The sequence below is a fragment of the Comamonas sp. GB3 AK4-5 genome (genome assembly GCF_041320665.1).
In the GTDB taxonomy this organism is placed as follows: Bacteria; Pseudomonadota; Gammaproteobacteria; order Burkholderiales; family Burkholderiaceae_C; genus Comamonas.
The window spans coordinates 3,068,082-3,092,723 of the sequence record NZ_CP166730.1; the positions used below are offsets into that span (position 1 = coordinate 3,068,082).

23 protein-coding genes, 1 tRNA gene and 1 pseudogene are annotated in these 24,642 nt (G+C 59.6%); 19 read left to right on the forward strand and 6 right to left on the reverse strand.

Annotation, left to right across the window (positions count from 1 at the left end):
* The first annotated feature begins 24 nt into the window (after window positions 1–24).
* The 10 genes and pseudogenes from ACA027_RS13825 to ACA027_RS13870 all read left to right on the forward strand — a co-directional run bounded on the left by ACA027_RS13825 (window position 25) and on the right by ACA027_RS13870 (window position 8,490).
* The gene (locus tag ACA027_RS13825; protein WP_370678798.1) at window positions 25–1,752 is read left to right on the forward strand and encodes a M14 family zinc carboxypeptidase; all 1,728 of its coding nucleotides are present in this window, start codon (window positions 25–27) and stop codon (window positions 1,750–1,752) included.
* 78 nt (window positions 1,753–1,830) lie between these two features.
* Window positions 1,831–1,907, forward strand: a tRNA-Arg gene (locus ACA027_RS13830).
* Window positions 1,908–2,084: 177 nt separating this feature from the next.
* Entirely contained in the window at window positions 2,085–3,320 is a 1,236-nt protein-coding gene (locus ACA027_RS13835; RefSeq protein WP_370678799.1) for a tyrosine-type recombinase/integrase, read from the forward strand.
* Between the two features lie 188 nt (window positions 3,321–3,508).
* Window positions 3,509–3,814 carry a helix-turn-helix transcriptional regulator gene (locus ACA027_RS13840; protein WP_370678800.1) on the forward strand — a complete coding sequence of 102 codons (306 nt, stop codon included), beginning with the start codon at window positions 3,509–3,511 and terminating at the stop codon, window positions 3,812–3,814.
* A gap of 9 nt (window positions 3,815–3,823) precedes the next feature.
* Window positions 3,824–3,913 (forward strand): annotated as a pseudogene (locus ACA027_RS13845) (ogr/Delta-like zinc finger family protein); the annotation flags it as partial.
* A gap of 87 nt (window positions 3,914–4,000) precedes the next feature.
* The gene (locus tag ACA027_RS13850; RefSeq protein WP_370682668.1) at window positions 4,001–4,156 is read left to right on the forward strand and encodes a hypothetical protein; all 156 of its coding nucleotides are present in this window, start codon (window positions 4,001–4,003) and stop codon (window positions 4,154–4,156) included.
* 302 nt (window positions 4,157–4,458) lie between these two features.
* Window positions 4,459–4,668: a hypothetical protein gene (locus ACA027_RS13855; RefSeq protein WP_370678801.1), complete on the forward strand. Its 210-nt coding sequence runs from the start codon at window positions 4,459–4,461 to the stop codon at window positions 4,666–4,668.
* Window positions 4,669–4,672: 4 nt separating this feature from the next.
* A complete protein-coding gene (locus ACA027_RS13860) occupies window positions 4,673–4,957 on the forward strand; it encodes a hypothetical protein (RefSeq protein ID WP_370678802.1) in 285 nt (94 codons plus the stop codon).
* Complete coding sequence (locus tag ACA027_RS13865; RefSeq protein WP_370678803.1) at window positions 4,954–7,734, forward strand: toprim domain-containing protein; 2,781 nt, start codon at window positions 4,954–4,956, stop codon at window positions 7,732–7,734. Before ACA027_RS13860 ends, ACA027_RS13865 begins: the two co-directional genes overlap by 4 nt.
* 120 nt (window positions 7,735–7,854) lie before the next feature.
* Window positions 7,855–8,490, forward strand: coding sequence for a Rha family transcriptional regulator (locus tag ACA027_RS13870; RefSeq protein ID WP_370678804.1), 636 nt, complete (start codon window positions 7,855–7,857; stop codon window positions 8,488–8,490).
* A 666-nt stretch (window positions 8,491–9,156) separates the two neighbouring features.
* On the opposite strand, the gene ACA027_RS13875 is transcribed toward ACA027_RS13870, so the two are convergent.
* Both ACA027_RS13875 and ACA027_RS13880 read right to left on the reverse strand, forming a co-directional pair.
* Window positions 9,157–10,746 (reverse strand): LA2681 family HEPN domain-containing protein, encoded by a 1,590-nt coding sequence (locus ACA027_RS13875; RefSeq protein WP_370678805.1) that lies wholly within the window; start codon window positions 10,744–10,746, stop codon window positions 9,157–9,159.
* Between the two features lie 260 nt (window positions 10,747–11,006).
* Window positions 11,007–11,774 (reverse strand): HNH endonuclease, encoded by a 768-nt coding sequence (locus ACA027_RS13880; RefSeq protein WP_370678806.1) that lies wholly within the window; start codon window positions 11,772–11,774, stop codon window positions 11,007–11,009.
* Window positions 11,775–12,659: 885 nt separating this feature from the next.
* Between ACA027_RS13880 and ACA027_RS13885 the strand changes: the two genes are divergently transcribed.
* From ACA027_RS13885 to ACA027_RS13895, 3 genes are all read left to right on the forward strand, one after another.
* Window positions 12,660–12,854, forward strand: a complete 195-nt coding sequence (locus ACA027_RS13885) for a hypothetical protein (RefSeq protein WP_370678807.1) — start codon at window positions 12,660–12,662, stop codon at window positions 12,852–12,854.
* Between the two features lie 15 nt (window positions 12,855–12,869).
* Window positions 12,870–13,589, forward strand: a complete 720-nt coding sequence (locus tag ACA027_RS13890; RefSeq protein ID WP_370678808.1) for a hypothetical protein — start codon at window positions 12,870–12,872, stop codon at window positions 13,587–13,589.
* 481 nt (window positions 13,590–14,070) lie between these two features.
* Window positions 14,071–14,526, forward strand: coding sequence for a hypothetical protein (locus ACA027_RS13895; protein ID WP_370678809.1), 456 nt, complete (start codon window positions 14,071–14,073; stop codon window positions 14,524–14,526).
* 130 nt (window positions 14,527–14,656) lie between these two features.
* Here ACA027_RS13895 and tsaA read toward each other — a convergent pair whose 3' ends face one another.
* Complete coding sequence (gene tsaA / locus ACA027_RS13900; protein WP_370678810.1) at window positions 14,657–15,157, reverse strand: tRNA (N6-threonylcarbamoyladenosine(37)-N6)-methyltransferase TrmO; 501 nt, start codon at window positions 15,155–15,157, stop codon at window positions 14,657–14,659.
* A gap of 128 nt (window positions 15,158–15,285) precedes the next feature.
* Window positions 15,286–15,417, reverse strand: coding sequence for a hypothetical protein (locus tag ACA027_RS13905; protein WP_370678811.1), 132 nt, complete (start codon window positions 15,415–15,417; stop codon window positions 15,286–15,288).
* On the opposite strand from ACA027_RS13905, the gene modA reads away from it, so the two are divergent.
* From modA to ACA027_RS13920, 3 genes are all read left to right on the forward strand, one after another.
* A complete protein-coding gene (gene modA / locus ACA027_RS13910) occupies window positions 15,416–16,135 on the forward strand; it encodes a molybdate ABC transporter substrate-binding protein (protein WP_370678812.1) in 720 nt (239 codons plus the stop codon). The two genes, ACA027_RS13905 and modA, sit on opposite strands and share 2 nt — an antisense overlap.
* 15 nt (window positions 16,136–16,150) lie before the next feature.
* Entirely contained in the window at window positions 16,151–16,819 is a 669-nt protein-coding gene (locus ACA027_RS13915) for a molybdate ABC transporter permease subunit (protein WP_370678813.1), read from the forward strand.
* Between the two features lie 170 nt (window positions 16,820–16,989).
* Window positions 16,990–18,063 carry a linear amide C-N hydrolase gene (locus ACA027_RS13920; protein WP_370678814.1) on the forward strand — a complete coding sequence of 358 codons (1,074 nt, stop codon included), beginning with the start codon at window positions 16,990–16,992 and terminating at the stop codon, window positions 18,061–18,063.
* Between the two features lie 45 nt (window positions 18,064–18,108).
* On the opposite strand, the gene ACA027_RS13925 is transcribed toward ACA027_RS13920, so the two are convergent.
* The gene (locus ACA027_RS13925; RefSeq protein WP_370678815.1) at window positions 18,109–19,539 is read right to left on the reverse strand and encodes a sigma-54-dependent transcriptional regulator; all 1,431 of its coding nucleotides are present in this window, start codon (window positions 19,537–19,539) and stop codon (window positions 18,109–18,111) included.
* The gene (locus tag ACA027_RS13930; protein WP_370678816.1) at window positions 19,536–21,395 is read right to left on the reverse strand and encodes a sensor histidine kinase; all 1,860 of its coding nucleotides are present in this window, start codon (window positions 21,393–21,395) and stop codon (window positions 19,536–19,538) included. Before ACA027_RS13930 ends, ACA027_RS13925 begins: the two co-directional genes overlap by 4 nt.
* 126 nt (window positions 21,396–21,521) lie before the next feature.
* On the opposite strand from ACA027_RS13930, the gene ACA027_RS13935 reads away from it, so the two are divergent.
* The 3 genes from ACA027_RS13935 (at window position 21,522) to ACA027_RS13945 (ending at window position 24,637) form a co-directional block, all read left to right on the forward strand.
* Complete coding sequence (locus ACA027_RS13935; protein WP_370678817.1) at window positions 21,522–22,175, forward strand: DUF4166 domain-containing protein; 654 nt, start codon at window positions 21,522–21,524, stop codon at window positions 22,173–22,175.
* A gap of 15 nt (window positions 22,176–22,190) precedes the next feature.
* Entirely contained in the window at window positions 22,191–23,690 is a 1,500-nt protein-coding gene (locus ACA027_RS13940; protein ID WP_370678818.1) for a TIGR01777 family oxidoreductase, read from the forward strand.
* Window positions 23,691–23,844: 154 nt separating this feature from the next.
* Window positions 23,845–24,637 (forward strand): IS5 family transposase gene (locus tag ACA027_RS13945; protein WP_370678786.1). Its coding sequence is split into 2 segments (ribosomal slippage): window positions 23,845–24,104 and window positions 24,103–24,637, totalling 795 coding nucleotides; the frame shifts between segments, so codons are not numbered across the junction.
* Window positions 24,638–24,642: the final 5 nt, after the last annotated feature.

Sequence of the window (24,642 nt, forward strand, 5' to 3'; positions counted from 1 at the left end):
CCGAGACTTGAGATATTGCACACCATGACCAGGCCCTCCTCTTTCGCTTTTTCCTCCTCTCAGGATGGCTCGCAAGCCTGCGGCATCCGCATGCAGTGGCTGAGTGCGCTGGGCGCTGCCGCCGTACTGGCCGGCTGCTCCAGCACGGCCTTGCCACCCTGGGTTCCCGGCGTCCCCACTGCACGCGCACCATCGCCTGCCGTCACGCCCGTTGCCGACACCACGCAACAAACCGCGCGCACCACGCCGGTTGCACCCAACACCGCCCTGGAAGCCCTGCCCTACGCAGGTGAAGTGGCCGTGCGCTTTCCTGACCCATCCGTGCGCTACCAAACGCCGGGCCTGGAAAACGGCCGCCGCAGCTTCACCACCAATGTCGAGTTGAACGCCCTGCTGCAAAAGCTCTCCACCGACACATTGGGCCAGCCTGTGCGCCTGGCCCAGATCAATGCCGGCACCAGCCAGCAAGGCCAGAGCATTTCGGCTCTGGTCGCCACCCAAGGTGAAGGCGTCAACCCCGGCGCGCTGGATGAAACCGGCCGCCCCACACTGCTCATCGTCGCCGGCCAGCAAGGCACAGACGCTGCGCCCACCGAGGCCGTACTGGTGCTGGCCAAGGAGCTGGCATCCGGCGGCCTGCTGCACCCGCTGCTGGCCAAGTCCAACGTCATTCTGGTGCCCCGCGCCAACCCCGACGGCTTTGACAACAGCACATCGGCCACAGCCAATGGCACGGCACTGACCGAAGACCACCTGCTGCTGCAGACCCCGGAAGCCCGCGCCCTGGCCAAGCTGGTGCGCGACTACCGCCCCAGCGTTGTGATCGACGCCCAGGAATTTCCCGCCATCCAACCTACGCTGGCGCAATTCGGCGCACTGCGCGCCGAAGACGCAGGCCTGCAATATGGCTACAGCCCCAATGTGCACGAGTTCATTGCCAAGGCCGAGCGCGAATGGCTGTACCGCCCAGTCACGGCCAGCCTGACCCAGGCCGGCCAGCGGGTGGACTGGGCCTACAGCGCCAGCAGCAGCGACAAAACGCTGCGCATGGCCAGCCCCGCGCCCACCAGCTTGCACAATCTCTCGGCGCTGAAGAACATCCCCAGCCTGAACGTGCAAAGCCGTGGCGCCGACCTGCAGCGCACCCACATCCAGCGCCGCGTTCACACCCTGGTCACGGCGCTGAGCACCGCGCTGAATGACACCATCACCCGCAGCGCTGATCTGAACAAGGTGCAGTCCTTCGTCGCACGCGACGTCGCCTCGCATGCCTGCAGCGGCCAACTCGCCGTCGCCGCACAAGCCCTGCAGACCCAGCGCGAAGTGCCCATGCTGAACCCGCAAACCGGCGCCGACCAACCCGTGCGCGCCACCTGGATATCGGCCACGGAGCTACGCACCACGCTGCAGCGCCCCCGTGCCTGCGGCTACTGGCTGTCCGCGCAAAGCGAGCCAGCCGTGGAACGCCTGCGCCTGCTGGGCGTGCAAGTACAGCGCGTGGCCGAGCAAGCCCCCGTGCTGTCCGATGGCTACACCCGCACCGATGGCAAGATGACCGTCTCGCGCAATGCCATCGACGCCACGCCCGGCAGCTACTACATCAGCCTGAACCAGTCCCAGGCCAATGTGGCCGCTGCGGCACTGGAGCCTGACACACCCTATAGCTACGTCAGCCAGGGCGTGATCCCCAGCCTGGGCGATCTGGCCCGGGTCATGGCCCCCACCAGCCTGGTGTTTGAAGAAGAGGATTGAGCCTTCGCTGCCTGCCCCGCATCAGTCCGGCGAAGCCTGGAAAGCTGCCGGGGCAAGGTATGATTCGCATCTTTATGGCTGCCTGTAGCTCAACCGGATAGAGCAATTGCCTTCTAAGCAATAGGTCGGGGGTTCGAGTCCCTCCAGGCAGGCCAATTAAGACTCCACAGGAGTCCATAGAAATCCAAAACCCCGCATGCCTATTGGGCTTGCGGGGTTTTTTGTTTCCATAGCCGTCCACAGGCATCCGCCCCCATCTAGGCAATTTGACGGTACTTTTGACGGTACTTTTTGGGTTACAAACCCGAGATACCGTCACATGGACTTTTTCGATGCCACTCACAGACACTTTCGTTCGCACCGTAAAACACGCATGCAAGCCGGCCGGCGAAAGCTATGCGGACGGTGGAGGCCTGTATCTGCTGGTCAAAGCGGCCGGCAAGTACTGGCGCATGGACTACCGCTATGGCGGAAAACGCAAAACCCTCGCGCTGGGCGTTTATCCAGCAGTTACCCTGGCCCAGGCTCGCCGCCGCCGCGATGAAGCCAAGGTGCATTTGGCCGATGGCACCGACCCAGCCTTGGTCAAGCAAGCGCAGAAACTTGCCCTGGCCACCGCCGACGAGCACAGCTTTGAGGCAGTGGCGCGTGAATTCCATTTCACCAAGCAGTCAGCCTGGAGCGACTCTTATGCAGAGAAATGGCTGCGCCTCATGGCTAAAGACTTGTTCCCTCACGTTGGGCGGATGCAGTTGCCGGACATTACGGCGCCCCTGCTTTTGGGTGTGCTGCGCAAGGTAGAAAAGCGAGGCGCACGCGAAACAGCCCACACCTTGCGGCAAACAGCCGGGCAGGTGTTCCGCTACGGTATCCAGACAGGCCGATGCGAACGCAACCCCGTCACCGACCTGCAAGGCGCACTGCAGCCCGTGCTCGTGAAGCATATGGCCGCCGTACTCGAGCCAGATCAAGTGGGGGAGCTGCTGCGGGCATTCGACACCTATGAAGGTCAGCGCACCACCAAAGCAGCCCTTCAGCTATCCGCCCTTCTCTTTCAACGACCTGGCAACATCCGCTCCATGGAATGGAGTTGGATCGATTTGGATGTGGCCATGCTCACCATTCCATCCATGGCCATGAAACGCACCAAGCTGCACAAGCTCAATGGCCGCCCTCACCTTGTGCCGCTGGCACCTCAAGCCATCGCAGTTTTCCAGCAACTAAAGCCATTCACAGGGAGAGGAAAGTACGTTTTTCCAAGCCTGCTGACCGGCGAACGCCCCATGAGCGAAAACACGGTGAACACGGCCCTACGGCGTCTTGGCTACAGCGGCGATGAAATGACCGCGCATGGTTTCCGAGCCATGGCCCGTACTCTGGTCGGGGAGCGCCTGCCAGGCATACCGCACGACGTAGTGGAGGCCCAACTGGCACATGGAAAGTCCGGGCCGCTGGGAGCGGCCTACGACCGAGCCGAATACATGGAACAACGCCGCGCCCTCATGCGTACATGGGCGGATTACTTGGATCGATTGCGACTGACCCTATCCAACCAGCGCCAAGCCTGAAAAAAACCGCCTTCATGGCGGTTTTTTTACGCGCCAAATACCACTGCACCTGCTTCTCGGCCCGACTTCATCAGCTATGGCATTCCCAAAAGCTGCTGTAGAAGTCGCCGCCACATGATGGTTTGCTGGAGCCATAGCCGTCCACACAAGACCATAGGGACATGACAACGACAACCCAAGCTCACTTCATGTCCACCACGCCCCAACCTTCCCAGACCATTGGCCGCAGCTACCGCGAGCGCCTCTTACGCATTGCCGATGTGTGTTTTCTGACGGGCCTGGGCCGCAGCACCGTATATGCCAAAGTCAAAGAGCGCCAGTTTCCCCAGCCGGTGAAGCTGCACGGCACCTGCGTGGCCTGGAAAGAAACCGAGGTGGACAGCTGGATCAATGAACGCCCCTCGGCCGATGCTGCAACCCCCGTGCCTGTGGCCGCGCCCGCAGCAGTGATGCCCACGGCACACACTCGCCGGCGCACTCGCAAGGAGGCCTGAGCCATGCGCATGCTGTTCCGCTGTCCCCATTGCCAGTCACGCGCTGCGATTCGTACCAGCAGAGAGGTGTCTCCTTTGCTGCGCGAGCTGCTGATGGCTTGCCAGGACGCTGAATGTGGCCACACCTTCATCGTGCATGCTGAAGCCGTGCGCACAATCTCGCCTTCAGCCAAGCCAGGCTCAGATGTGCACCTCCCCATCAGTGATAAAACCCGCGAGCTGATCGCACAGCACTCCAGCATGACAGGCCAGATCAAGCCTTATGCAGCGCTGCCCGCCCCGGTGCCTCCCGAACGCCCCATGCAGCATGGGGCTGACCACCGCCTGCACCGCTGCCTCTAGCCCGCCCAAGGCCTTCCATCATTGCCCCACCGTGTGCTAAAGTAGTCGCAAGCCGAGAGGCCCGGTGCTTGAAAACACCTTGTTAGTAGCGTTTGCAACCCCCATCGATAAGCGGGGTTTTGTCATGTCCAATTTTTGGGAATTGGTGCGTGTATTCGCGCCAGCTCCTGCATTTTTTGGGCGAGATGGGCCTACCCGCGAGGGCGGCCGCACGGCTACTGACGTGTTTTCAACATCTCGTCCACCCTCTGCGCTTGAAAACGCAAACGGTGGTTCTCTGTGATCCAGTAGGAAACCAGACCATGACCACATTCGGTTCGATCAGCCGCCGTGCTGTATCGCCCACCCCGGGCACCTCTGACCCCATCCAATTGCACGCTGAAGCGCACAACGCGCTGAGCATGGCGCTGCACTACCTCAACAAGCCCCAAGCCAATCTGCCTGGTGCACGCCGCAAGGCCGTGCAAGCTCTGGCGGCCCTGCGTGGCCTTGATCTGAGCCTGGAGAGGTAAGCCCATGATGACCCATACAAACGCTGCCTTGATGGCAGTGCAGGCGCAGCCTTGCCTGTTGAATGTGCAGGAAGGCGTGGAAGAGCTGCAAAGTGCCCGGTCTGCGCTGCGCGCCCTCACCCAGTTGGTGAGCGTCTGCGCTGGGCCACAACGCTCCAGCCTGCCTGTAGCGGCTCATGACCTGGCACAGCTGCTGAACGTGGTTGATGCCGAGATTGCACGTTGCACCCGCGCGCTGGCCACATCGGTGGATGCTGTGCGCATGGCACAGGAAGGCGGTGCGGCATGAGCGATCTTCTGCACGACATTGCCCAGCGCCTGCAGGCCGACTACGAGTTCAAGCCCACCGCCGATGGCAAGCATTTGCGCAAAGGCCGCTGCCCCAGTTGCAGCAGCAAAAGCCTGTGGACTTATGCCGCCAGCCCCTGGGTGGTGCGCTGCGAGCGCCTGAACCACTGCGGCTACGAGGCCCACGCCAAGGAGTTATACAGCGACCTTTTCGAGAGCTGGAGCGACCGCGCCCGGGCCGTGGAAGAGCGCAAGCCCGAGGCCGAGCGCAACCCCTATGCGGCGGCCGATGCCTACCTGCAGCAGGCCCGGGGTTTTGACCTTTCCCGCATTCGAGGTCTGTACACCCAGGAGCAATACTTCGATCAACGCGCAGACAAAGGTCGGGGCGCTGGTACGGCCACCGTGCGCTTTGCCGTGGCCGGCACCTGGTGGGAGCGCCTGATCGACAGGCCTGCCCGCTTTGGTAAGAAGAAGGCCAATTTCAAGTACGGCGGCAGCTATGGCGGGCAGTGGTGGGCCATGCCGCATTTGAGCTTTGCGGCCCCCAATCCGGCCCAGCCGGATGCACCCGTACCGCCCCAAGAGCTGTGGCTGGTGGAGGGCATCTTCGACGCCGTTGCCCTCGCCCACCACGGCATCGCCGCTGTGGCGCTGATGAGCTGCAACAACTACCCAGCGCAAGCACTGGAGGCCATCCGCACGCAGATTCAGCGCGAGGGCCAGCAGGTGGCACTGCCCCGGCTAGTGTTCGCCCTGGATGGCGACAAGGCCGGGCGCGAATACACGCTGCGCCATGTGCGCCGGGCCAAGGCCGATGGCTGGAAATGCACCGCCGCCCAGATCCCCCAGCGCGGCAGCGCCAAGCTCGACTGGAACGATCTGCACCTGCGCGAGCGCCTGGAAGAAAAAGACCTGCAGGAATATCTGCACCAGGGCGCCTTGCTGGTGGCTGAATCTGCACTGGACAAGGCTTTGCTGATCTACCAGCACACCGGCCGCACCGAGTTCGACCTCGACCACGGCAGCCGCCTTTTCTGGTTCAAGCTCGACCTGGCGGCCTACAGCAAGGCCAAGGACGATTTGGAGAAAGGCCAGGAAGAAGGCGCACCCTTCATGTCCGAGCTCGAGCTGCGCAATAAGGCCATCGAGCAATCGGCCGTGCTGCAGCCCATTGCCAACTGCCAGCCCCGGGCGCTGTACTACCAGCGCAACGAAGTCACGCAGGAGGCCTGGTATTACTTCAGCATCACCCAGCCCCACGAAAGCCGCCCCGTCAAAGGCACGTTCACTGCCGGGCATCTGACCTCGGCCAGCGAGTTCAAAAAACAGCTGCTGCACCTGGCACCCGGTGCCATCTACAGCGGCTCCAGCGCCCAGCTGGAACGCATGATGCTGCGCCAACTCGACCACATCAAAGTGGTGCAGACAGTGGACTTTGTGGGCTACAGCGCAGCCCACAAAACCTATCTGCTGGGCGAGCATGCTGTGCACGATGGCCAGGTGCTCACCGCCAACGAAGAGGACTATTTCGAGATCGGAAAGCTCAGCATCAAAAGCCTGCAACGTTCCATCCAACTGCGTATCAGCCAGGATGCGGAAGCCCAGGACAAGCGCTGGCCACAGCACCTGTGGGCGGCGTTTGGTGCCCCAGGCTATGTGGCCCTGGCCTACTGGTTTGCCAGCCTGTTTGCCGAGCAAATCCGGGCCGAGCAAATGTCGTTTCCATTTCTGGAAATCGTGGGTGAACCCGGCAGCGGCAAGACGACGTTGATCCAGTTTTTATGGAAGCTCTTCGGGCGGGACTACGAAGGGTTCGACCCCAGCAAATCCACGGCGGCCGGGCGCATGCGCACCTTTACCCAGGTGAGCAATTTGCCCATCGTGTTGATCGAGAGCGACCGCGAGACCAAGACCGGCAACAGCGCCCATGTGAAGAGCTTTGACTGGGACGAATTGAAGGACGCCTACAACGGCCGCAGCGTGCGCACGACCGGCGTGCGCACCGGAGGCAATGAGACCTACGAGCCGCCGTTTAGAGCCAGCATCGTCATCAGCCAAAACAACCAGGTGCAAGCCAGCCAGGCCATCATGGAGCGTATCTGCCACATGACTTTCACCACCAAAGGCCATACCAAGGACAGCTTTGCCAGCGCCAAGCAGTTGGAGACCTACGAGATGGAGCAGCTCAGCGGTTTTCTGCTGGCCTGCCTACGCCGTGAGGGTGAAGTGCTGGAGACCTTCAAGACCGAGACCGATGGGGCCACCAGCTGGTTGCTACAGCAAGAGGGCGTGCACAAGCCGCGCATTGCCAAGAACCATGCCCAGCTGCTGGTAGGCGTCATGGCCATGGCCCGGCTGCTGCGCATGAGCGAAGCCCAGTTTGAGGCTGTGCGCTCCTGCATCCTGGCCATGGCCCAGGAACGGCAACGGGCCATCAGCGCCGACCACCCGCTGGTGCAGGAGTTTTGGGAGGCCTTCGACTACCTCGACAGCATTCCCCTGGCCACCACGCACGGGCCACAGCACACACCACGCTTGAACCACAGCCGTGACAAGCAGTTGATAGCCGTGAACCTCAATGAGTTTGTGGAGATGGCCAGCCTGCACCGCCAGCAGGTGCCGCCCATGGCCGAACTGAAAAAGGTACTGCGCACCAGCAAGACACGGCGGTTTGTGGATGCCAGCCGCGTGGTCAACAGCAGCATCAAGAGCCGCGGTGCCAGCGATGAGCTGGGCAAGGCCGTGCGTTGTTGGGTGTTTGAGGTGGGTGGATGAGGAAGGCCGCACCAGCGGGGGCTGCCACCATGGCCGGCCCCTGAATAGTGCCGCCTGCGCCGAGATAAACCAGGCCCACGGAATAAGAGCAAGACAAAACATTTGCACGGGAGCACAGCGATGCAGAACCACCTACATACAACCACATCGATTACCACGGTCAACAGCCAAGCGACAGGGCCTGCACTCAGTACCCATGGTGGTCAGATCACAGCAACCAGCCTGCAGGTGGCTGAGCATTTTGGAAAGCGTCACGCCGACGTGATCCGTGCCATTCGCAACCTGGGCTGCAGCGAGGAATTCGGGCTGCGCAATTTTGCGTTGGTAATCACGGAGTTCGTGAACGGTAAGGGTGGCGTCCAAAAGGCGCCCGCCTACCAAATCACCCGCGATGGCTTTGCCATGCTGGCCATGGGCTTCACCGGCAAGGAGGCCATGCGCTGGAAGGAGGCCTATATCTCTACCTTCAACGCCATGGAAGCCAAGCAGCGTGCGCTGTACGTGGAGCCGCTTCTGAGTGACAAGGAATTCAGGCGCGGTATCACCCTACGCCAACGGCTGACACTGCAGGAGCAAAGCCGAAAACTGCAGTCCTTGATAGAGGCAGAGACAGTCCCCGCAGCACGGCGCAACCTGTACTGGCAACTGCGCCAAGTGAATGACGCCCTGGGCGTGCCTACCGAAAACGTCGTGCAGTTGCTGGGTGCCGATGCTCCGCTGCTGCCAGTTGCAGAAGGGCCTGCAGGCACGGCCTAAAGCCTGTGCACTCCGCCCCGGACACGGGGCTTTTTGCTGTCCGCAGCTTGTGTGGCCACGTGCATGGTCAGATGCCCATAAAGATCAGGCTTTGAGGCCGCGAAGGGCCTAGAGGCACTTTCGCCAGAATTCCGGTGAGGGGTCGGGAAAACTGTAATCTGTGTAATCAGAGCAATTGCTCACATGGGAGCCCGCAACCAGCAACGGTTTAAAAGAAAAGTAGAGAGTAACTTTTTTGTAATCCAGCGTAATCAGATTACAAAAGTCAAAGTAATCGATCTGATGGCACCAGATCAACAAAAACAACAACTTAGAAGCTGGGCGTAATCTGGATTACGGTAGATTACAGAACACTGTAACCTCGAAAACCTAGCATCCATGCGGGTTGGCGTGCGGTTAGAAGGGCCGATTACGCAGATTACAGTTTTCCCGACCCCATCCATAGAGTGGCTGCTAGCAGCAGGCTCATGTGCAGAACCACTACGACATATCCCAATTCACTCTGAGGAATCGAGTTTCAGCCCGGCTGCTCACGATAAATCTTTCATGCATCTACAGCCTTAAATAAAAATTAATTCAAATTTAAATTTGAACTGCAATACCTCGCCTTATGGAAATTTTCAGCATCACTTATCAACTATCATTAGCTATTTTTTATCAAAACCTCTAAATTTGATTTTTTCTATAAATGCTTCTCTGAAGATAAAAAGCATCTTCATCTCGTTCACTCAATGCCTTATTGCGCACAGCAAATACAAAAGAAAATATTGCAGAACGTGTTAGCTGCAATATTCTCTTCAAATTCATAATAAATTCTTCCTCTCTGATAAAAACAATATTCTCCATAAAATCATATGACTTATAAACATCGCTAGGTGTATCCGATTTATGGATAACAACAAATTCATGCTCCAAATCATTTCTCAATTGTTTTAGAAATGACCATTCTCCATCTCTTCGTTCATTTAAATCTGTGGCAATACTATACAAAGCTAAGAGGCCAGGGTTTTTATGTTTATTGAACTTATCTCGTCTATCTTCCCGGTCAAGCTGCCAAAAGCTTTGGAAATATACCGTCCGATTAGAAGGGTAAACATCAAATAGCTCGCAAACCGCAATAGCAATTTTATCCAAAATACCAAAACACGACCGAAAGGCTGTTCTTAACCTTTCTACATCCAGCCCCAGTAGTTCATCATTAAATAGCTCAGAAAAACATGAATCCTGAGGTAGTTCATAATCTTTTCCATTTGAAACGCACTCAAAATACAAATGACAAGCAAATGAGAATTCTGATTTCAATCGATTGAGAACCATTTCCATCGGAATAATAAAATCACCAGTTACTCCTCTGGCAGTTGGAATAGTCAAATCATCTCTAGAACTTCCTACGCAAGAGCAGTACAAGCCATGCTCTGATAGGCTTAAATTATTTTTAAGGCAAAATTTCCTATAATCACTTAGATTTTCATATTCTGATTTTGTTTTCTCAAAATCATGCAAATCCAATTCAATACCTATATACTTACACTCTTTGTCAATTTTATTTTCAATAAACTTAGATTTCTCCTTATAATTTTTCATCCATTGAGGTGGTACTTGTCGCGAAGAGAGTACTTTCTCATATCCATTTTTTATCTGTTCAAGCATCTGAATCGAATATGTATGCGATACCTGATTTAGTACCAAAAGAGTTTCAGACCTATTTATCCATGATTGAGGAATATCAAGATCTAATAAATTAACGGAATCATAGCACTCAAGCGCTTCAGCAATACGGAATTGCTGCTTGAGGGAGTTTCCCAAATTCACAATATAAGTAGGATCGGCTTGGCCAAAATTATGTTTCTCAGAAATTTTTATTGCTCGCCATAAGTCTGTTTTTATATCAACAAGTTGTTCAATATTTGAAAATGAATGATTGAAAGGATCTTTTTCAACTATTAAATTAGATTTTGCATTGCTTAAATTATAAAAATACGCATCTTCGCCGATTTGATCTACTATTTCATCCTTGAATTTTTCCAATATGCTCAATCCTTTTTTCGACGATTCAACGCAAGGCTTCATATGCCCAATGTCAATAAATATACAAGCGGCTCTAGCTATTATTTTGAAAAAAATATCGCCTTTATCAAAGCAATTTATAAAATTTATATAAATAGCCTCAACTCCTGAAAAGGCCTCATCAAAATATCCTTGATCAATTAACTCGTCTAATCTAATGAACTCTTTAGCTAAACTTTCTAATTTCATAGAACCTACTTTCCATTTTGTATATATTTCAATATTTATATAAATAATCAGTCTTGTTTAAAGGCAGTATCTTTAATTGTATTTAAAACGCCTAGAATATTTGCTTTCAGCGAAAATAAAACAAATACACAAAAACTCATCCAATAATAAAAAGCATTTATTTTTTATTAAAATATCTGCTTCCTAAAATCGGATGATGCACCACTCTACTGGTCCTCAGATACGAGAGAGTAGATATATTCCCCTCTAAGCACAGGTGTTTAACCAAAATGAGTCTCCCGATGGCAGTTTGGACACAGGGCTAATGCATTGTCAGGGTGATCAATACCGCCATCGACCAGCCGCACCTTGTGGTGAACTTCCAAATATGGCTCATTATTGGTAGCCCTTAGAAAAGGGGCGAAGGCCTGGCACTGCTCACAGAAGCCTCGCGCACGCAGAAGGACAGCAGCCACAACGACTGGATTGCGCTTAAATACCTTAGTTTGAGCGTAGTAGAAACTGGGAGGCTCACGTGGAACTTCAGTGAGTTGTTGTTGCAAATTCAGCGGATCTGCCAGCCACTTGCACACCTCAGCATCCAGAAACGCTTCTTGGTCTGCAACATGATCGACGATGCTTGATACATCGGGCTGACATTTCCTACAGAGTCCTGAGAAACTCGGTGCTCCATAGCGGGCCATCCATGCCAAAAGACTATTAAGATCAGTCGAGCAAATCTTGATATAGCCATGACCTGTAAATGCATCCTCACGTGCATCTCTCTTGTACTGTGTGACAGTAGTACAAGTAGCGGTATGCAGCAGCATGTAAGCAGCCCTTGGCTTTCGCTCCGTATTTAAAACGAACCCATCAGGATGCCTAGTGACCCAAGCAAGATAGTCTGCTTCGCGCTGAATGAACTCTTCGAAACTGCTGGACACACTGTCTCCCTCTTTTTGACTGCAACCTCTTTTCAGCAGTTGTCCCGGAGCACGGGCATCAAAGGGCTTGATCGCGATCCAACACAACTGCGCTTGAACTAACAAGCACGATCGTGCTTGTAGACGAATTTTGCCCGACGAGACAAGCTCCCAGATGCTCTCCAAATCAGGTGGCCATCGGTTTAGCTTTCTGCCCAATACAACTCGGTAAAGCAGGCAGTGCCAGCACAGTGCCTCTCGCATGTGGCAGCTAGAAATTTCTCACAATAAAAATGCAGAGAGAATTTCGCCGCAAAGCTGGGCCTGGCACGGATTAGCTGTTCCGAGCAAATCGTAATTTGCGCCTCATGGAGGGAAGAGATGCGCCACAGAGTTGAGGCGCCAATACAGGTGCATGCACTGGCGTTGACTATCGCTGCTACGACATACACCTAAATTCAACACTTCCCGTCATATCCCGTCGGCTGAACACGGCTCCCTCCGTCGCTCATAGCCTCATCCCACACGCCTCGTGCGACCTCCGACGGCACCGTCAAAAGCGGCACATTTAGCCCGGGGGCGCGGCGGGGTCTCGACGGCGCGCTGGCGGTCTTGATGGGTGTGGCTGCCGGCGCTTCTGGCCTGCTGCCTAGTGATGGGGGGAGGCTGAGGGGTCTAGCGCCGGTGCTGCTGGCAAGCCATAGGAGGCCCCGAGAGGGCTTTCTTTTTTGGGAGCGATGGAGGGGTGTCTATTCGTCCGCGCGCGCGGCCCTGCACAGCCATCGCTGCTGGAACCATCCACGGGCCGACGCTCTGCTGCTTGAGTGAAGCTGATGCTGGGTTATCTATGCAGCCCTGGCGCAGCCAATGACATGGCCACGGCAGCCAGTGCACTGGACGACAGCTGCTCAGCCTGCTGTGGAGGACGCCGCCACATGCGCATGTTCTTTCTCCTTGGTTGTCCACACGGCACCATACGGAAGCATAGGAACAACCCAAGGAAGTCACCGCATGACAGAAACCCAAGCCCGGCAAACATTCACTGCAGCGCAGCTGAAGTTGGAGCAAGCCTTCACGGAATTCAACAAGGCAAAAGGGGCCCTGGAATCCATCACTGGACAGCGAGCCGCCATGAATACCCCGCTGATCAATGCCTTCAGCCAGATCGCAGGGGCTGCAGACGGTCCCGTGCTGGCTGATTACTGATCCAAGGGAGCACACATGAACTACGACATTCAAGGCAAGATCGCCGAAACCAAGTTGGCCTATGAAGCTGCGCTGGTCAAGCTGGAGGCAGCCCGCAGCACCTACGACCAGGGGCCAAAGGCCGAGCTGGCGTCAGCGCTGGAGCAGCAAGAAAAAATGGTGGCCAAGATCGCCACCTGCCGTGCAAATGCAAAGGCTGCAGAAGCAGAGTTCAAACAGGCTTTTGAGGCCGCCGGGTATGAACGCACAACAGCAGTACGCCAGGCGCTGAACCGCAAAAACGATGCAGTAGCTATGGCTGAAGAGCTTGAAATTGCCCAGGGCAATGTACGAAATCATCTCGACAGCCTGCTGCTGGATGCAAGCCCGAAAGCCGCTACCTTGCGCAGCGCGTACCGAAGCACCAAGGAGGCTTATGGCCGATGGAAGGCCTACGATGCCATGGGCGAATCGGCAGGCGCACTGAAAGGCGCCATCGCGCTGGCGGCTTACACCATCCCCCACAGTAGCGATAGCCTTGGCCGCCTTGCGTTCTCCTCCTCCGATGCACAGGAAGAGCTTCGACGCAGCCTCGCCTTTATTTGGGATGGACTGCTGCAAATGGCATTCGAAGGCCAGGAGCAGCCGGCCTTGCCCTTTGCACAAGCGGACATTTCACCGCTGAAGACCTCTGACTTGTTGACGCCTTGCCAAGCACACATAGCCCGGCGCAAAGCGCAAACAGCGGCTGATTGATCAAGGGGTTAAGGGACAGTTTTTCAAGTGACGGTACTTTTGACGGTACTTTTCAACAACCAAAACCCCAACCCCCTTATTTCATGCGCCTTCTGGGCCATCATTCGAGTCCCTCCAGGGAGTCTCAGAAGCTCTCAAAACCCGCATGCCTTCTAGGCCTGCGGGTTTTTCTTTGTATCTAGGTATCTCGCGTAGCCACCGACATACCCACAAAATGTTGGTACTTTTGTTGGTACTTCACCTAGCAACAGCCTCAGATACCAACAACGGAAAGCTGTGTGGCCAACGCCTCCTGTGCAATATCACGCTTCATATTCAGCCGAATAGGCCCCGTGATGTCGCACTGTTTGGCGCTTCCCATGCTGCAAAGCTTGGTCAAAATGTCCGTCGCTGCCTTCTGGCTTGGCGAAGAACCGGCAGGTGTTTTTTGAGCAAGGCAGCACCTCCATACAAGGGACCAAATGCAATGAGACTAGATTCCGTGGGCGCAGGCCTCAACGCCAATCAACGACTGCAGCCCCCAGCAGCACAAGGTGCGGGACCAGTCTCGTTCTCTGCGGCGCTATCGGCCGCACAAAGCAATAACGAGGCACCGAAGGCCCCGCAAACCACCAGTGGCGAATGGACCTGGACCGAGAGTGAGGAAGGTATTTCTCATGCCATCGGGCCGGATGGCCGTGAGTGGAGAAAGCTTGACCTCGACAAGCTGATGACCCCTGAAGACAAGCTGCTGACTGGATGGCCGACATCCCACGACGCGAAGGCACAAGAAATTGCCATGTTCATTGCCATGGACCGTGCGGATGGATATTTGAAAGGCCCTGTCACCCCAGATTACCTGCTGGGCAACAGCTCCAAGGGTCTGGTGGGCTTGGCCGAGCGCAGCCCCACCTTGTCGCGCGCCGACCTGGATGGCCTGCTCAAACAACTGGCCTAACCAAAGCTCCGGCTAGGGCGAGCAAGCCCCGTGCCCCCCTCACCAACCCCGCATGCTTGCCCGGCCTGCGGGGTTTTTTGATGCCTCCGTCACTCCGGCAGTGGCCCGCATGGAACAGGCCGCGTCCTGGCTAGCGCATCCGGTCATCCGACTGGGTGGAAGGCAGCTTTTGCAGGCCTTGCTGAAACCAGCCTATGCGCTCGGTGTGGCGCTGGTCCAGGGCCGGCACATAGGGCTTGATGTCCAGCACCGGCGTGCCGTCAAGCATGTCATTGCCCTTGAAGTAGAGGCAGCCGCTCTCTACCTTGGTCAGCTGCACGATAGACAGGCCGATGCGGTTGGGCCGGGCCGGCGCGCGGGTGGCAAACACGCCGTGGCTGCTGTTGTCCATAAAGGGCACAACCTCCAGCTTCTCCACGGCCTGGTGTAGATGGGTGATGAAGATCAGGTACTCGAATCCCTCGATGTCGCGCAGGCCAGGCTGGAACTGCGGCAAGACTTGCAGCTGCCCTTCGACCTCCGCGGCCGCCACGGTCTGGATGGGCATGCCTTGTACCGAGTGAAAAGGACTGCGCACATAGCCAAGGGCTTGCATGGCGATGGGGGCCGCTGGGGCTGCGGGTTTATTCATAGAAATCCGATGGCGCAAAGCCTCCCTGCAAGCGCCAGACTGGGCAGCCAGGCGCCATGGAAGGCGGTGAAAAAGACAGAAACAGTTGCCTGCACTTCGTTATTCCGCACAGGGATAACGGTGCAGTATTATTGCGCGCCGCGTGGGCCACGCTCGGAGAGGGCGAACTGCGTGCACTGCATGCGCAGCACCGACTCAGCTCCGCCCCATTCCCCTTCGATTTCTCGCATCAACGCCTTGCCTGGGCACTGGAATTTCATGTTGCTACGTCTTTTTCTCGGCTGCGTTGCAGCTGCCTTCAGCTTGTCCGTCTGGGCCAGCGACAGCCTCTTGATTGCCGCCGGCGCCGGTTACCGCAAGCCGGTGCTGGAGTTGCTGCAGGCCTTCACCAGCGCCACGGGCTTCAAGGCCGAAGCCAGCTTCGGCAATATGAAGCAGGTCGAAGTGCAGGCCAAGCAAAACACCGACATCCAGCTGCTGATTGGCGACCGGGCTTTTCTGGAGCCCATGCAGCTTAGCCAGCGCTTTGAGCACCTGGGCACCGGCCGCCTGGTGCTGGCCACCGCCAAGGCCCACCCGCTCAGCTCCATCACCGAGCTGGGCCAGGCCCGGTTCCAACGCATTGCCGTGCCAGACCGCAGCAAGGCCGTCTATGGCAAGGCCGCTTTCAGCTGCCTGCAGCAGCAGGGGCTGATGCAGGCCGTGGGCAGCAAATTGATGGAAGTGGCCACCGTGCCCCAGGTCAGTGCCTATCTGGTGACCGGCGAAGTGGATGCCGGCTTTATCAATGCCACCGAAGCACAGGCTTTGAAGGACAAGGTCGGCGCCAGCATCGCCATAGACCCCGCATGCCATGACCCCATAGAGCTGAGCCTGGCCGTACTGGAAGGCCGCGACCGCAGCCCCGCCGCCCAGGCATTCATCGCCTTCATCACGACGCCGCAAGCCCGCCAGGTCATGCAGCGCCACGGGCTCTGAGCACCGGCCCCACCTGTGGAAACCCCGCTGCTGTGCGCCAGCGCGCCCCTGTGGCTCACGGCCGAGGTCATTGCCTGGAGTCTGCTGCTACAACTGCTCCTGGGTGGCAGCCTGGCCTGGTTGCTGGCACGCCGCACGGGCGCGCTCTACCAGTTGCTGGATCTGCTGGTCACCCTGCCCCTGGTCTTTCCGCCCATTGTGCTGGGCTATGGCATTTTGCTGCTGCTGGGGCGCCAGGGCTGGCTGGCACAGTGGCTGCCTGAGGCGCTGCAGCCCCATATCGTCTTCACCCCCACGGGCCTGGTGATTGCGGCCTTTGTGGCCGGCCTGCCGCTGATGATCAAGCCGGCGCAGAACGCCTTTGCCGCCACCCCGGCCAGCCTGCGCGAAGCCTCGGCCACCCTGGGCTGCACGCCCTGGCAGACTTTCTGGCAGGTGGAGCTGCCCCTGGCCCAGCGCGGCCTGGCCGCCGGCCTGGTGCTCGCGGGTGGCCGCGCCCTCGGTGAAGTCGGCCTGTCCCTGATGCTGGGCGGCAACATCGTGGGCCGCACCGAAACCTTGTCGCTGGCCATCTTCAACCAGGTGCTGGATGGCAATCTGGACTGCGCCAACCAGCTCTCCCTGCTGCTGTGCCTGCTGGCCGTTCCCGTGTTCTTGCTGCTGCGCAGACTGGGCACGGTGTGATACCCACACTGTCAGACAAACACCTGTCTGCACAGGGCATGCAAAGACAAACGGCAAAACAAGTGAGAATTTGCAAGATACAGCCTGTATAAGCAGCGCTGCATGTCTCACCCCATTACGCCCCTGCGTACCCTGTTGTGCACTCAGTTACGTACCCCGAGGAGAATCTGATGAAGAAAGAAACGCTACGCATTCGCCCCAAACTTGCCGCCCTGCTGTTGGGCACGGCCAGCCTGGCCGCCATCTCCAGCGCCTGGGCCTGCACGCGCCTGGTGTTTCTCGGCGCTAATGGCCAGGTGGTCACCGCCCGCTCCATGGACTGGAAGAGTGACATCGTCAGCAACCTCTGGGTGCTGCCGCGCGGCATGGAGCGCAATGGCCAGACCGGCGCCAACACCCTGCGCTGGACCTCCAAATACGGCAGCGTCATCACCTCGGGCTATGACATCTCCACCACCGATGGCGTGAACGAGGCCGGGCTGGCCGCCAACCTGCTGTGGCTGGTGGAATCGCAATACCCGGAGTTTGATGCCAGCAGCAAGCCGGGCCTGACGATTGCGGCCTGGGCCCAGTATGTGCTGGACAACTTTGCCACCGTGCAAGAGGCCGTGGAGGCACTGCAAAAGCAGCCCTACACCATCGTCTCGGACAATGTGCCGGGTGAGAACCGCCTGACCACGCTGCACCTGTCCATGTCCGACGCCAGCGGCGACAGCGCCATCGTGGAATACATAGGCGGCAAGCAGGTGATTCACCACAGCCGCTCCTACCAGGTGATGACCAACTCGCCCACCTTCGACCAGCAGCTGGCCCTCAACACCTATTGGCAGCAAATCGGCGGCACCACCATGCTGCCGGGCACCAACCGCGCCGCAGACCGCTTTGCCCGTGCCTCGTTCTATGTGAATGCCCTGCCCAAGGAGCAGACACCGAACAAGACCCTGGCCAGCGTGTTCAGCGTGATCCGCAACGTGTCCGTGCCCTACGGCATCAGCACGCCGGACCAGCCCAATATCTCTTCCACCCGCTGGCGCACGGTGTTTGACCACCAGCGCAAGCTGTACTTCTTTGAGTCGGCGCTGACGCCCAACACCTTCTGGGTAGACCTCAAGGCCCTGGACTTCAGCAAACCCACGGGCAAGGTGCTCAAGCTGGATCTGGGTGCAGACCAGAGCCACACCTTCTCGGGCGACGCCACCAAGCAGTTCAAGCCCTCGGCGCCATTCCAGTTCCTGGGGATTTAATCAGATATCAGAGCGCCACCGCAGCTGCCGTGGCGCTCTGGCGGTTTATCTGAGCCCCAGGCGCGTGAGTTTTTTGATCAGGCCCACGCGCGAGATACCCAGCACCCGGGCCGCTTCGGACTGGTTGCCACCGGACTGGGCCATGGCCTCGCGGATCATGCGCGTCTCCAGCTCCAGCAGCGCGGCATCCATGCTGCCGAGGGCGGTGTTTTTTGGCGCACTGCCCTGCGCCGCATCCTGCGGTGTTTCGGGCAGCTGCGTGCTCTCTCCGCTGGCAAAGCCCAGCAGATCGGCCTCCACACAGGGGTGTTCGGGCAGCACCAGCTCACCCGCCGATTCCACCACGGCCTTCAGCTGCCGCACATTGCCTGGCCATTCCCGCGCTTGCAGCCACTGCAGAGCATCGGCACTGAAGCGGGCACTGGGCGCCACGCCCTGCAGAAAGCGGGCGGCCAGCAAAGGCACATCGGCGCTGCGTTCGGCCAGCGCGGGCGTGCGCAGCACCATGCCTTTCAAGCGATAGAAAAGATCTTCCCGAAAGCTACCCTCGCGCACCATGGCGTCCAGGTCGCGGTGGGTGGCGGCCACCACACGCACATCGGATTTTTTCTCCTGCCGCCCGCCCACCGGCATAAAGGTGCCTTCCTGCAAAAAGCGTAGCAGCTTCACCTGCATCAGCGCCGGCATCTCGCCCACCTCGTCCAAAAACAAGGTGCCGCCATGGGCGATTTCCACCAGCCCTTGCTGGTCACGGTGGGCGCCGGTAAAGCTTCCCTTGAGGTGACCGAACAGCTCGCTCTCCAGCAGCTCTGCCGACAGCGCACCGCAGTGGACGATGGCAAACGGCCCATCGCGCCGCGCGCTGCACTGGTGCAGGGCGCGGGCCACCAGTTCCTTGCCCGTGCCCGTGGGCCCCAGCACCATCAGATTGACCGAGGTGCCCCCCACGCGCCGCACCATGGCACGCAGCTGCTGCATGGCCGGGGTCTGGCCGACCAGGCCCATGGCGTCGGGATCGCCGCCGCTCTTGGCGGCGCGCAAGGTCCGCAGTTCGGCATCCAGCCGCGCCTTGTGCATGGCGCGCATCACCACCATGCGCAGCATCTCGGGATCTATGGGTTTGACCAGAAAGTCCCAGACCCCCAGCTCGACCGCACGCAGCGCAGTGTCGCGGTCGCCATGGCCGCTGAGCACCACCACCACGGCCGATGCAAAGCGCGGAATCAGCGACAGCCCGGCCTCGGGGTCCATGCTGGGCGGCATGGCCAGATCGAGCAGCACCACATGGGGCGGGTCGTCTGCAAAGGCCTGCAAGGCCTCGTCCACATCCCCGGCCACCGATACGCGATAGCCCAGCTGGCGCAAAAACGATGCGCCCAGCCGCTGGTAGGCGGGCTCGTCGTCCACCAACAAAATATGCCCCGAGGTCGCCACCGATGTGGTCATGCCAGTCTGGGCCGCGCTGGTGCTATTCATGGTGTGGGGTTCTCTTTCATGGGAAAAGTCAGCGTGAAACAGGTGTGCCAGGGCGCACGCTCGGTCAGCGCAGCCGTGCCGCCATGCGCGCCCATGATGCGGGCCACAATGGCCAGCCCCAGGCCCGTGCCACCCGGGCTGCGCGATGCAAAAGGCTGAAACAAGCGCTCGCGCAAATCGTCAGGAATGCCAGCGCCGTCATCGCAAACATGCAGCAGCACGGCGTCTGGACTGCACTCGGCATCGACCCACACGCGCGGGCTGGCAGCCAAGGAAGACGTGGACTGGCGAGCAGATTGGGCGTTGGTGAGCAGATTCACCACGGCCTGGTCAAAACGCACCGGGTCCAGCCAGGCTGGGCATGGGCTCTGCAGCCCAGGCCCCAGCTCCACCTCGGGCATGCGGCGCACCAGGCTGCGCACCCGCTGCGTGATATCGGTTTGCATGGCATGCAGCTGCCAGGGCTTGGCGTAGTCCAGCAGGTCTTCGGTCAGCCGCGAAATGCGCGCTATCTGCTCGCCCACTTCCTGGCGCGTGTCCTGCGGCGCCATGGCCACGGCCATGGCGATGATGTTCAGCGGATTGCGCAAGTCATGGGCCACCGTGGTGGCCAGCGAGCCCAGCTCGGCCAGGCGTGCCTGCAGCTGTGTCTCACGTTCCAGCAGCCTGGCTTGCTCCGCATGCTCCACAGATGCGCAGGCATCCGCCACGATGCTGCCAAACAGCTCGGCCAGATGGCGCTGGCCGGGTGGTGCTTCCTCAAAGCCCAGCAACTGGATCTGCCAGCCGCCATCTCCAGTTTTGGCACATTGCAAGCTGGGCTGCGATGCAGGGTGCATGGTGTGGCCGGTGCTCTGTTCACCGCGCCGCAGCTGCACCGCGATCTCCATGCCCATGCGCCGCGACAGCAGTTGCTGCGCTGCGCGCTCCAACGCATCCATGGTGCTGACCCGGCCGAGCTGCGTGCGCCAACTGCGCAAATCCTCGGCCGAAGGCATGCCCCCCGGATAAATCAGGCGCTCGGCAAAACGCCATACCGGCCCGCGCAAGGCCAGCGTGACAGCCGCCACGCCCACGGCCACCACCCAGCGCGACTCCAAAAAGGCAAAAGGCAGGGCCACGGCCAGCGCCACCACCAAGGCCCCCAGCCCCACCAAGATGGCCGACGCCAGCGCCCGCCGCGCCCAGACATTGGCCACGAACACGCGGTAGCGCAGGATGCCGTAGACCAGGATCACCGGGTAGGCCGGCGCGGTCAGCACCTGCCAGGGATAGAGCGGAATCTGCAGGGCCGCAAACGCATAGCCCGACATGGCCATCAGCCCCCAGGCGCAAGAAATGGCTACGGCCGCAATCTGCCGCCTGCGCTGGGCCAAGTCCGTGCGCCAGAACGCCAGCAGCAACGCCCCAATGCCCAGGGCGGCAAAGCAGCTCCAGACCAGGCTGGTGGTCCAGCCCACATGGTTGGGCACCACTACCCACTCCACGCCCGTAAACGGTTCAAAGTGTTCAAAGCTGCCCGGCGAGCGCAGCAAGGCGTTCAAGGCCGCCAACGCAGCCACCGCATAGGCCGCGTAAATCCAGCGCCTGGGTATCGCTGACTGGCAGAAGATGAGGCAGAAATGCAAAAACGCCGCCGAGGTCAGCGGCAGTGTGGACAGCAAGGCCATAGCCAGCGGCGCTGTGGCAATGCCGGCCCAGTTGGGCAGCTCGTTGCCCACGATCCAGGTGGCCACACCTGCCAAGAACACCACCAGCAGCCGCGCGCCCTGGACCTGCTTGGCCCACAGCAACAGCACCGCGCTCAGCGCGAGCGTTTCCAACAAGGTCAGCAGCAAAGCAATGTGAATGGCCATGGCCTGCACTGTAAACGGCGTTTACGCCCTCCGCCGTCAAGCTGTATACGTTGTTGACAATGGAATAAATAAATCCAATGAAATCAACAGCTTAAAAGTTGGCACGGATGCTGCACATCTCTGTGCATGAACACCTTGCACCACCCCACCGCATTCCAGGCTGATGGCTCGCATGGCTTGGCTCCGGCACTCGACCTTGCGGCACTTCTCGGCGAGCACGCATGGCAGCGCTTGTCCCCCGCCATCCGCCGGCGCTTTGCGGCAGGCCATGGCGATGTCAGCTACCAGGGCCGCATGGCGCTCCAGACCTCGTGCATGGGCCGCCTCTTTGGCTTTGCCGCCAGCCTGCTTGGCAGCCCGCTGGCCGCTGCGCAAAAGCATGCCGTGGCCGCCACGGTGAATGTGTACGGCGACGGCGCGGGCGGCGTGGTCTGGGAGCGCCGACTGGGCCTCCAACGCGTGCGCTCCACCAAGCGCCTGGGCCCTGACGGCACGCTGGAGGAATGCACGGCCGGTGGCCTGTCCATGCAGCTGGATGTGCGCGTGGAAGCCGGTGGTGCGCTGGTGTTCCAAAGCCGCCGCTATTTCCTGCTGATTGCAGGGCGGCGCATCACGATTCCCGCCTGGCTCACGCCCGGCACCTGCCGCGTAGCCCACCAGGACGTAGGCCCCGGCCAATTCCGCTTCACGATGGACATGAACCACCCGCTGTGGGGCCACACCTTCCACCAAAGCGGCGTCTTCCACGACCCGCAACCCAGCCACGCTGAACAAGATTGAACCGGAGTCTCTGCCATGACCATGACCCCCTTGCTTTTTGCCCTGCTCACCCTCCAGACCCTGCTGGGTGGCTTTGACAACCTCTGGCACCACGAGCTGCATGCCCGTCTGCCCCAGCGCAGCTCGGCGCGCCATGAGTTGCGCCTGCACGCCGCGCGCGAAGCCATTTACGGCCTGCTGTTTGCCGCCTTTGCCTGGGTACAGCTGCAAGGCTGGTGGGCCGCCCTGGCCCTGGCCTTGCTGCTGGTGGAGATGGTGGTCACCGTGGCCGACTTTCTGGAAGAAGACCGCAGCCGCACGCTGCCACCCTTTGAACGCGCGCTGCACACCGTGCTCACCGTGAGCTACGGCCTGCTGCTGGGCTTGTTAGGCCCCCAGCTCTGGGCTGCATCCAGCCTGCCCACCGAGCTCGTGCTGACCTACCACGGCCTCTGGACCTGGTTTTTCAGCGTCGCCGCCATCGGCGTGCTGATTTGGAGCGTGCGCAACACCATGGCCGTGGTGCAACTGGGCCAGCGGGCCGCGGCCGAGACCACCATTGCATCGGCCCCACAGGCCATCAATGCATCCACCGTCCTGGTCACCGGTGGCACCGGCTTTGTGGGCAGTGCCCTGGTCAAGCGGCTGCAGCATGAAGGCCGCCGCGTGATCGTGCTCAGTCGCGACACCGTGCAAGCCCGCAGCCTGTTTGGCAACAGCCTCTGGGTGGTGGACCGGCTGGCCGATATTCCATCGGAGACGCGCATCGACAGCATCGTGCACCTGGCCGGCGCCGGCATTCTGGGCGGCCCGTGGACAAAGTCACGCCGCCGCCAGCTGCTGGACAGCCGCTTGCACATCACCCGCGAGCTGCTGGCCCTGATGGCCCGCATGGAGCGCGCACCCGAGGCACTGATCTGCGCCTCCGCTGTGGGCTACTACGGCACCGCCCATGGCAGCACACGCATCGATGAATCCGCCGCAGCCGAGCCTGGGCGCTTCCAGTCGGATCTGTGCATCGCCATCGAAAACGAAGCCCGCCGCGCCGAGACACTGGGCACCCGCGTGGTCTGCCTGCGCCCTGGCATTGTGCTGGGCGATGCCGGCGGCGCCCTGGCCCCGCAAGCACTGGCCGCCAGACTGGGCCTGGGGAGCATCATGGGAAGCGGCGAGCAGCCCATGCCCTGGGTACATCTGGACGATGTGGTGGGCCTGATCCGCCACGCCATGGCCGAGCCCACGGTGCAGGGCGGGCTCAATGCCGTGGCCCCGGAGGCATGCACCCAAACCGTGTTTGCCCATGCACTGGCAGCAGCCTACGGCCGCCGCGCCCGCTTGCGCGTGCCTGCCTGGGCACTGCGCAGCGCGCTGGGCGAGCTGTCGGAGCTGCTGCTGTGCGGACAAAACGCCGCACCGCAAAAGGCCTTGGCCAGCGGCTACGTGTTTGCCTACCCCACGCTGGCAACGGCCTTGCCGCAGCTGACGGGTACCGCCGTGCTCGCCAATCCCCCCGAACTCCACCGCTGCGAGAACTAGAACTATGCGGCCATGAACAGCCTCTGTAAATCCCGGGACAATTCATCCAGCAGAGCCAGCCCATTGCATTCCTCAACCTCGGCGCCAGGCCGGCACGTTACTTGCAGGCCTTAGAACGTGTTCAAAGTCTCGCCAGATGTGAGAAGCTCGCAGGATGAGAAAAGGCTACCCCAGCGATATCAAGCGCGAGCAGTTCGAAGTGATCCGGCCAATGCTGGAGAGTGCGCGCAAAAGGACGGCCCCACGCAAGGTGGAGCTTTACGAGGTGTTCTGCGCCGTGCTGTATCTGCTGCGCACGGGCTGCCAGTGGCGAGCGCTGCCCAGCGACTTTCCCAAGTGGCGCACGGTGCATTCGTACTGGGCGATCTGGAGCGAGCCCCGCGAGGAAGGCAGCCTGCTGGAGCAGGCTTTAAAAAAATCAGGTTGGCGCGGCCCGCGAGAAACTGGGGCGCAACGCATGCAGCGCGTTCTTGATTGTGGACGCGCAGAGCGTGAAGAACACGGACACGGCGGGGCTGAAGGGCTATGACGCGGGCAAGAAGGTCTGTGGGATCAAGCGCCACATTGCGGTGGACACGCAGGGGCTGCCACATGCCATTGCGGTGACCACGGCCGAGGTAACGGACCGCAAAGGTGCCCTGCAGGCCCTGCAGCGCTGTAAGCGGACGTTGGGGCGAGTGCAAGGCGTGCTGTGCGACAGCGGCTACGTGGGCCAGCCCTTTGCGCAGGGCGTACAAGAGATTCTGGGCGAGCACGTGACGGTGCAAATCGCCAAGAGGAGCGAGATGCACAGCTTTAAGGTCATGCCCAAGCGCTGGGTAGTGGAGCGCAGCTTCGCCTGGCTGGAGAAGAACAGAAGGTTATGGAAAAACTGCGAGCGTTGGCTCAACACCAGCTTGCAGTTCGTCCATCTGGCGTTCTTGGGGCTCTTGCTCAGGAGACTTTGAACACG

What these genes read in the sequence shown, in the direction of transcription:
- ACA027_RS13825 (WP_370678798.1), top strand. Translation starts at nt 25, where the DNA reads ATGACCAGGCCCTCCTCTTTCGCTTTTTCCTCCTCTCAGGATGGCTCG.
- ACA027_RS13835 (WP_370678799.1), top strand. Translation starts at nt 2,085, where the DNA reads ATGCCACTCACAGACACTTTCGTTCGCACCGTAAAACACGCATGCAAG.
- ACA027_RS13840 (WP_370678800.1), top strand. Translation starts at nt 3,509, where the DNA reads ATGTCCACCACGCCCCAACCTTCCCAGACCATTGGCCGCAGCTACCGC.
- ACA027_RS13855 (WP_370678801.1), top strand. Translation starts at nt 4,459, where the DNA reads ATGACCACATTCGGTTCGATCAGCCGCCGTGCTGTATCGCCCACCCCG.
- ACA027_RS13860 (WP_370678802.1), top strand. Translation starts at nt 4,673, where the DNA reads ATGATGACCCATACAAACGCTGCCTTGATGGCAGTGCAGGCGCAGCCT.
- ACA027_RS13865 (WP_370678803.1), top strand. Translation starts at nt 4,954, where the DNA reads ATGAGCGATCTTCTGCACGACATTGCCCAGCGCCTGCAGGCCGACTAC.
- ACA027_RS13870 (WP_370678804.1), top strand. Translation starts at nt 7,855, where the DNA reads ATGCAGAACCACCTACATACAACCACATCGATTACCACGGTCAACAGC.
- ACA027_RS13875 (WP_370678805.1), bottom strand. Translation starts at nt 10,746, where the DNA reads ATGAAATTAGAAAGTTTAGCTAAAGAGTTCATTAGATTAGACGAGTTA.
- ACA027_RS13885 (WP_370678807.1), top strand. Translation starts at nt 12,660, where the DNA reads ATGACAGAAACCCAAGCCCGGCAAACATTCACTGCAGCGCAGCTGAAG.
- ACA027_RS13890 (WP_370678808.1), top strand. Translation starts at nt 12,870, where the DNA reads ATGAACTACGACATTCAAGGCAAGATCGCCGAAACCAAGTTGGCCTAT.
- tsaA (WP_370678810.1), bottom strand. Translation starts at nt 15,157, where the DNA reads ATGAATAAACCCGCAGCCCCAGCGGCCCCCATCGCCATGCAAGCCCTT.
- modA (WP_370678812.1), top strand. Translation starts at nt 15,416, where the DNA reads ATGTTGCTACGTCTTTTTCTCGGCTGCGTTGCAGCTGCCTTCAGCTTG.
- ACA027_RS13905 (WP_370678811.1), bottom strand. Translation starts at nt 15,417, where the DNA reads ATGAAATTCCAGTGCCCAGGCAAGGCGTTGATGCGAGAAATCGAAGGG.
- ACA027_RS13920 (WP_370678814.1), top strand. Translation starts at nt 16,990, where the DNA reads ATGAAGAAAGAAACGCTACGCATTCGCCCCAAACTTGCCGCCCTGCTG.
- ACA027_RS13925 (WP_370678815.1), bottom strand. Translation starts at nt 19,539, where the DNA reads ATGAATAGCACCAGCGCGGCCCAGACTGGCATGACCACATCGGTGGCG.
- ACA027_RS13930 (WP_370678816.1), bottom strand. Translation starts at nt 21,395, where the DNA reads ATGGCCATTCACATTGCTTTGCTGCTGACCTTGTTGGAAACGCTCGCG.
- ACA027_RS13935 (WP_370678817.1), top strand. Translation starts at nt 21,522, where the DNA reads ATGAACACCTTGCACCACCCCACCGCATTCCAGGCTGATGGCTCGCAT.
- ACA027_RS13940 (WP_370678818.1), top strand. Translation starts at nt 22,191, where the DNA reads ATGACCATGACCCCCTTGCTTTTTGCCCTGCTCACCCTCCAGACCCTG.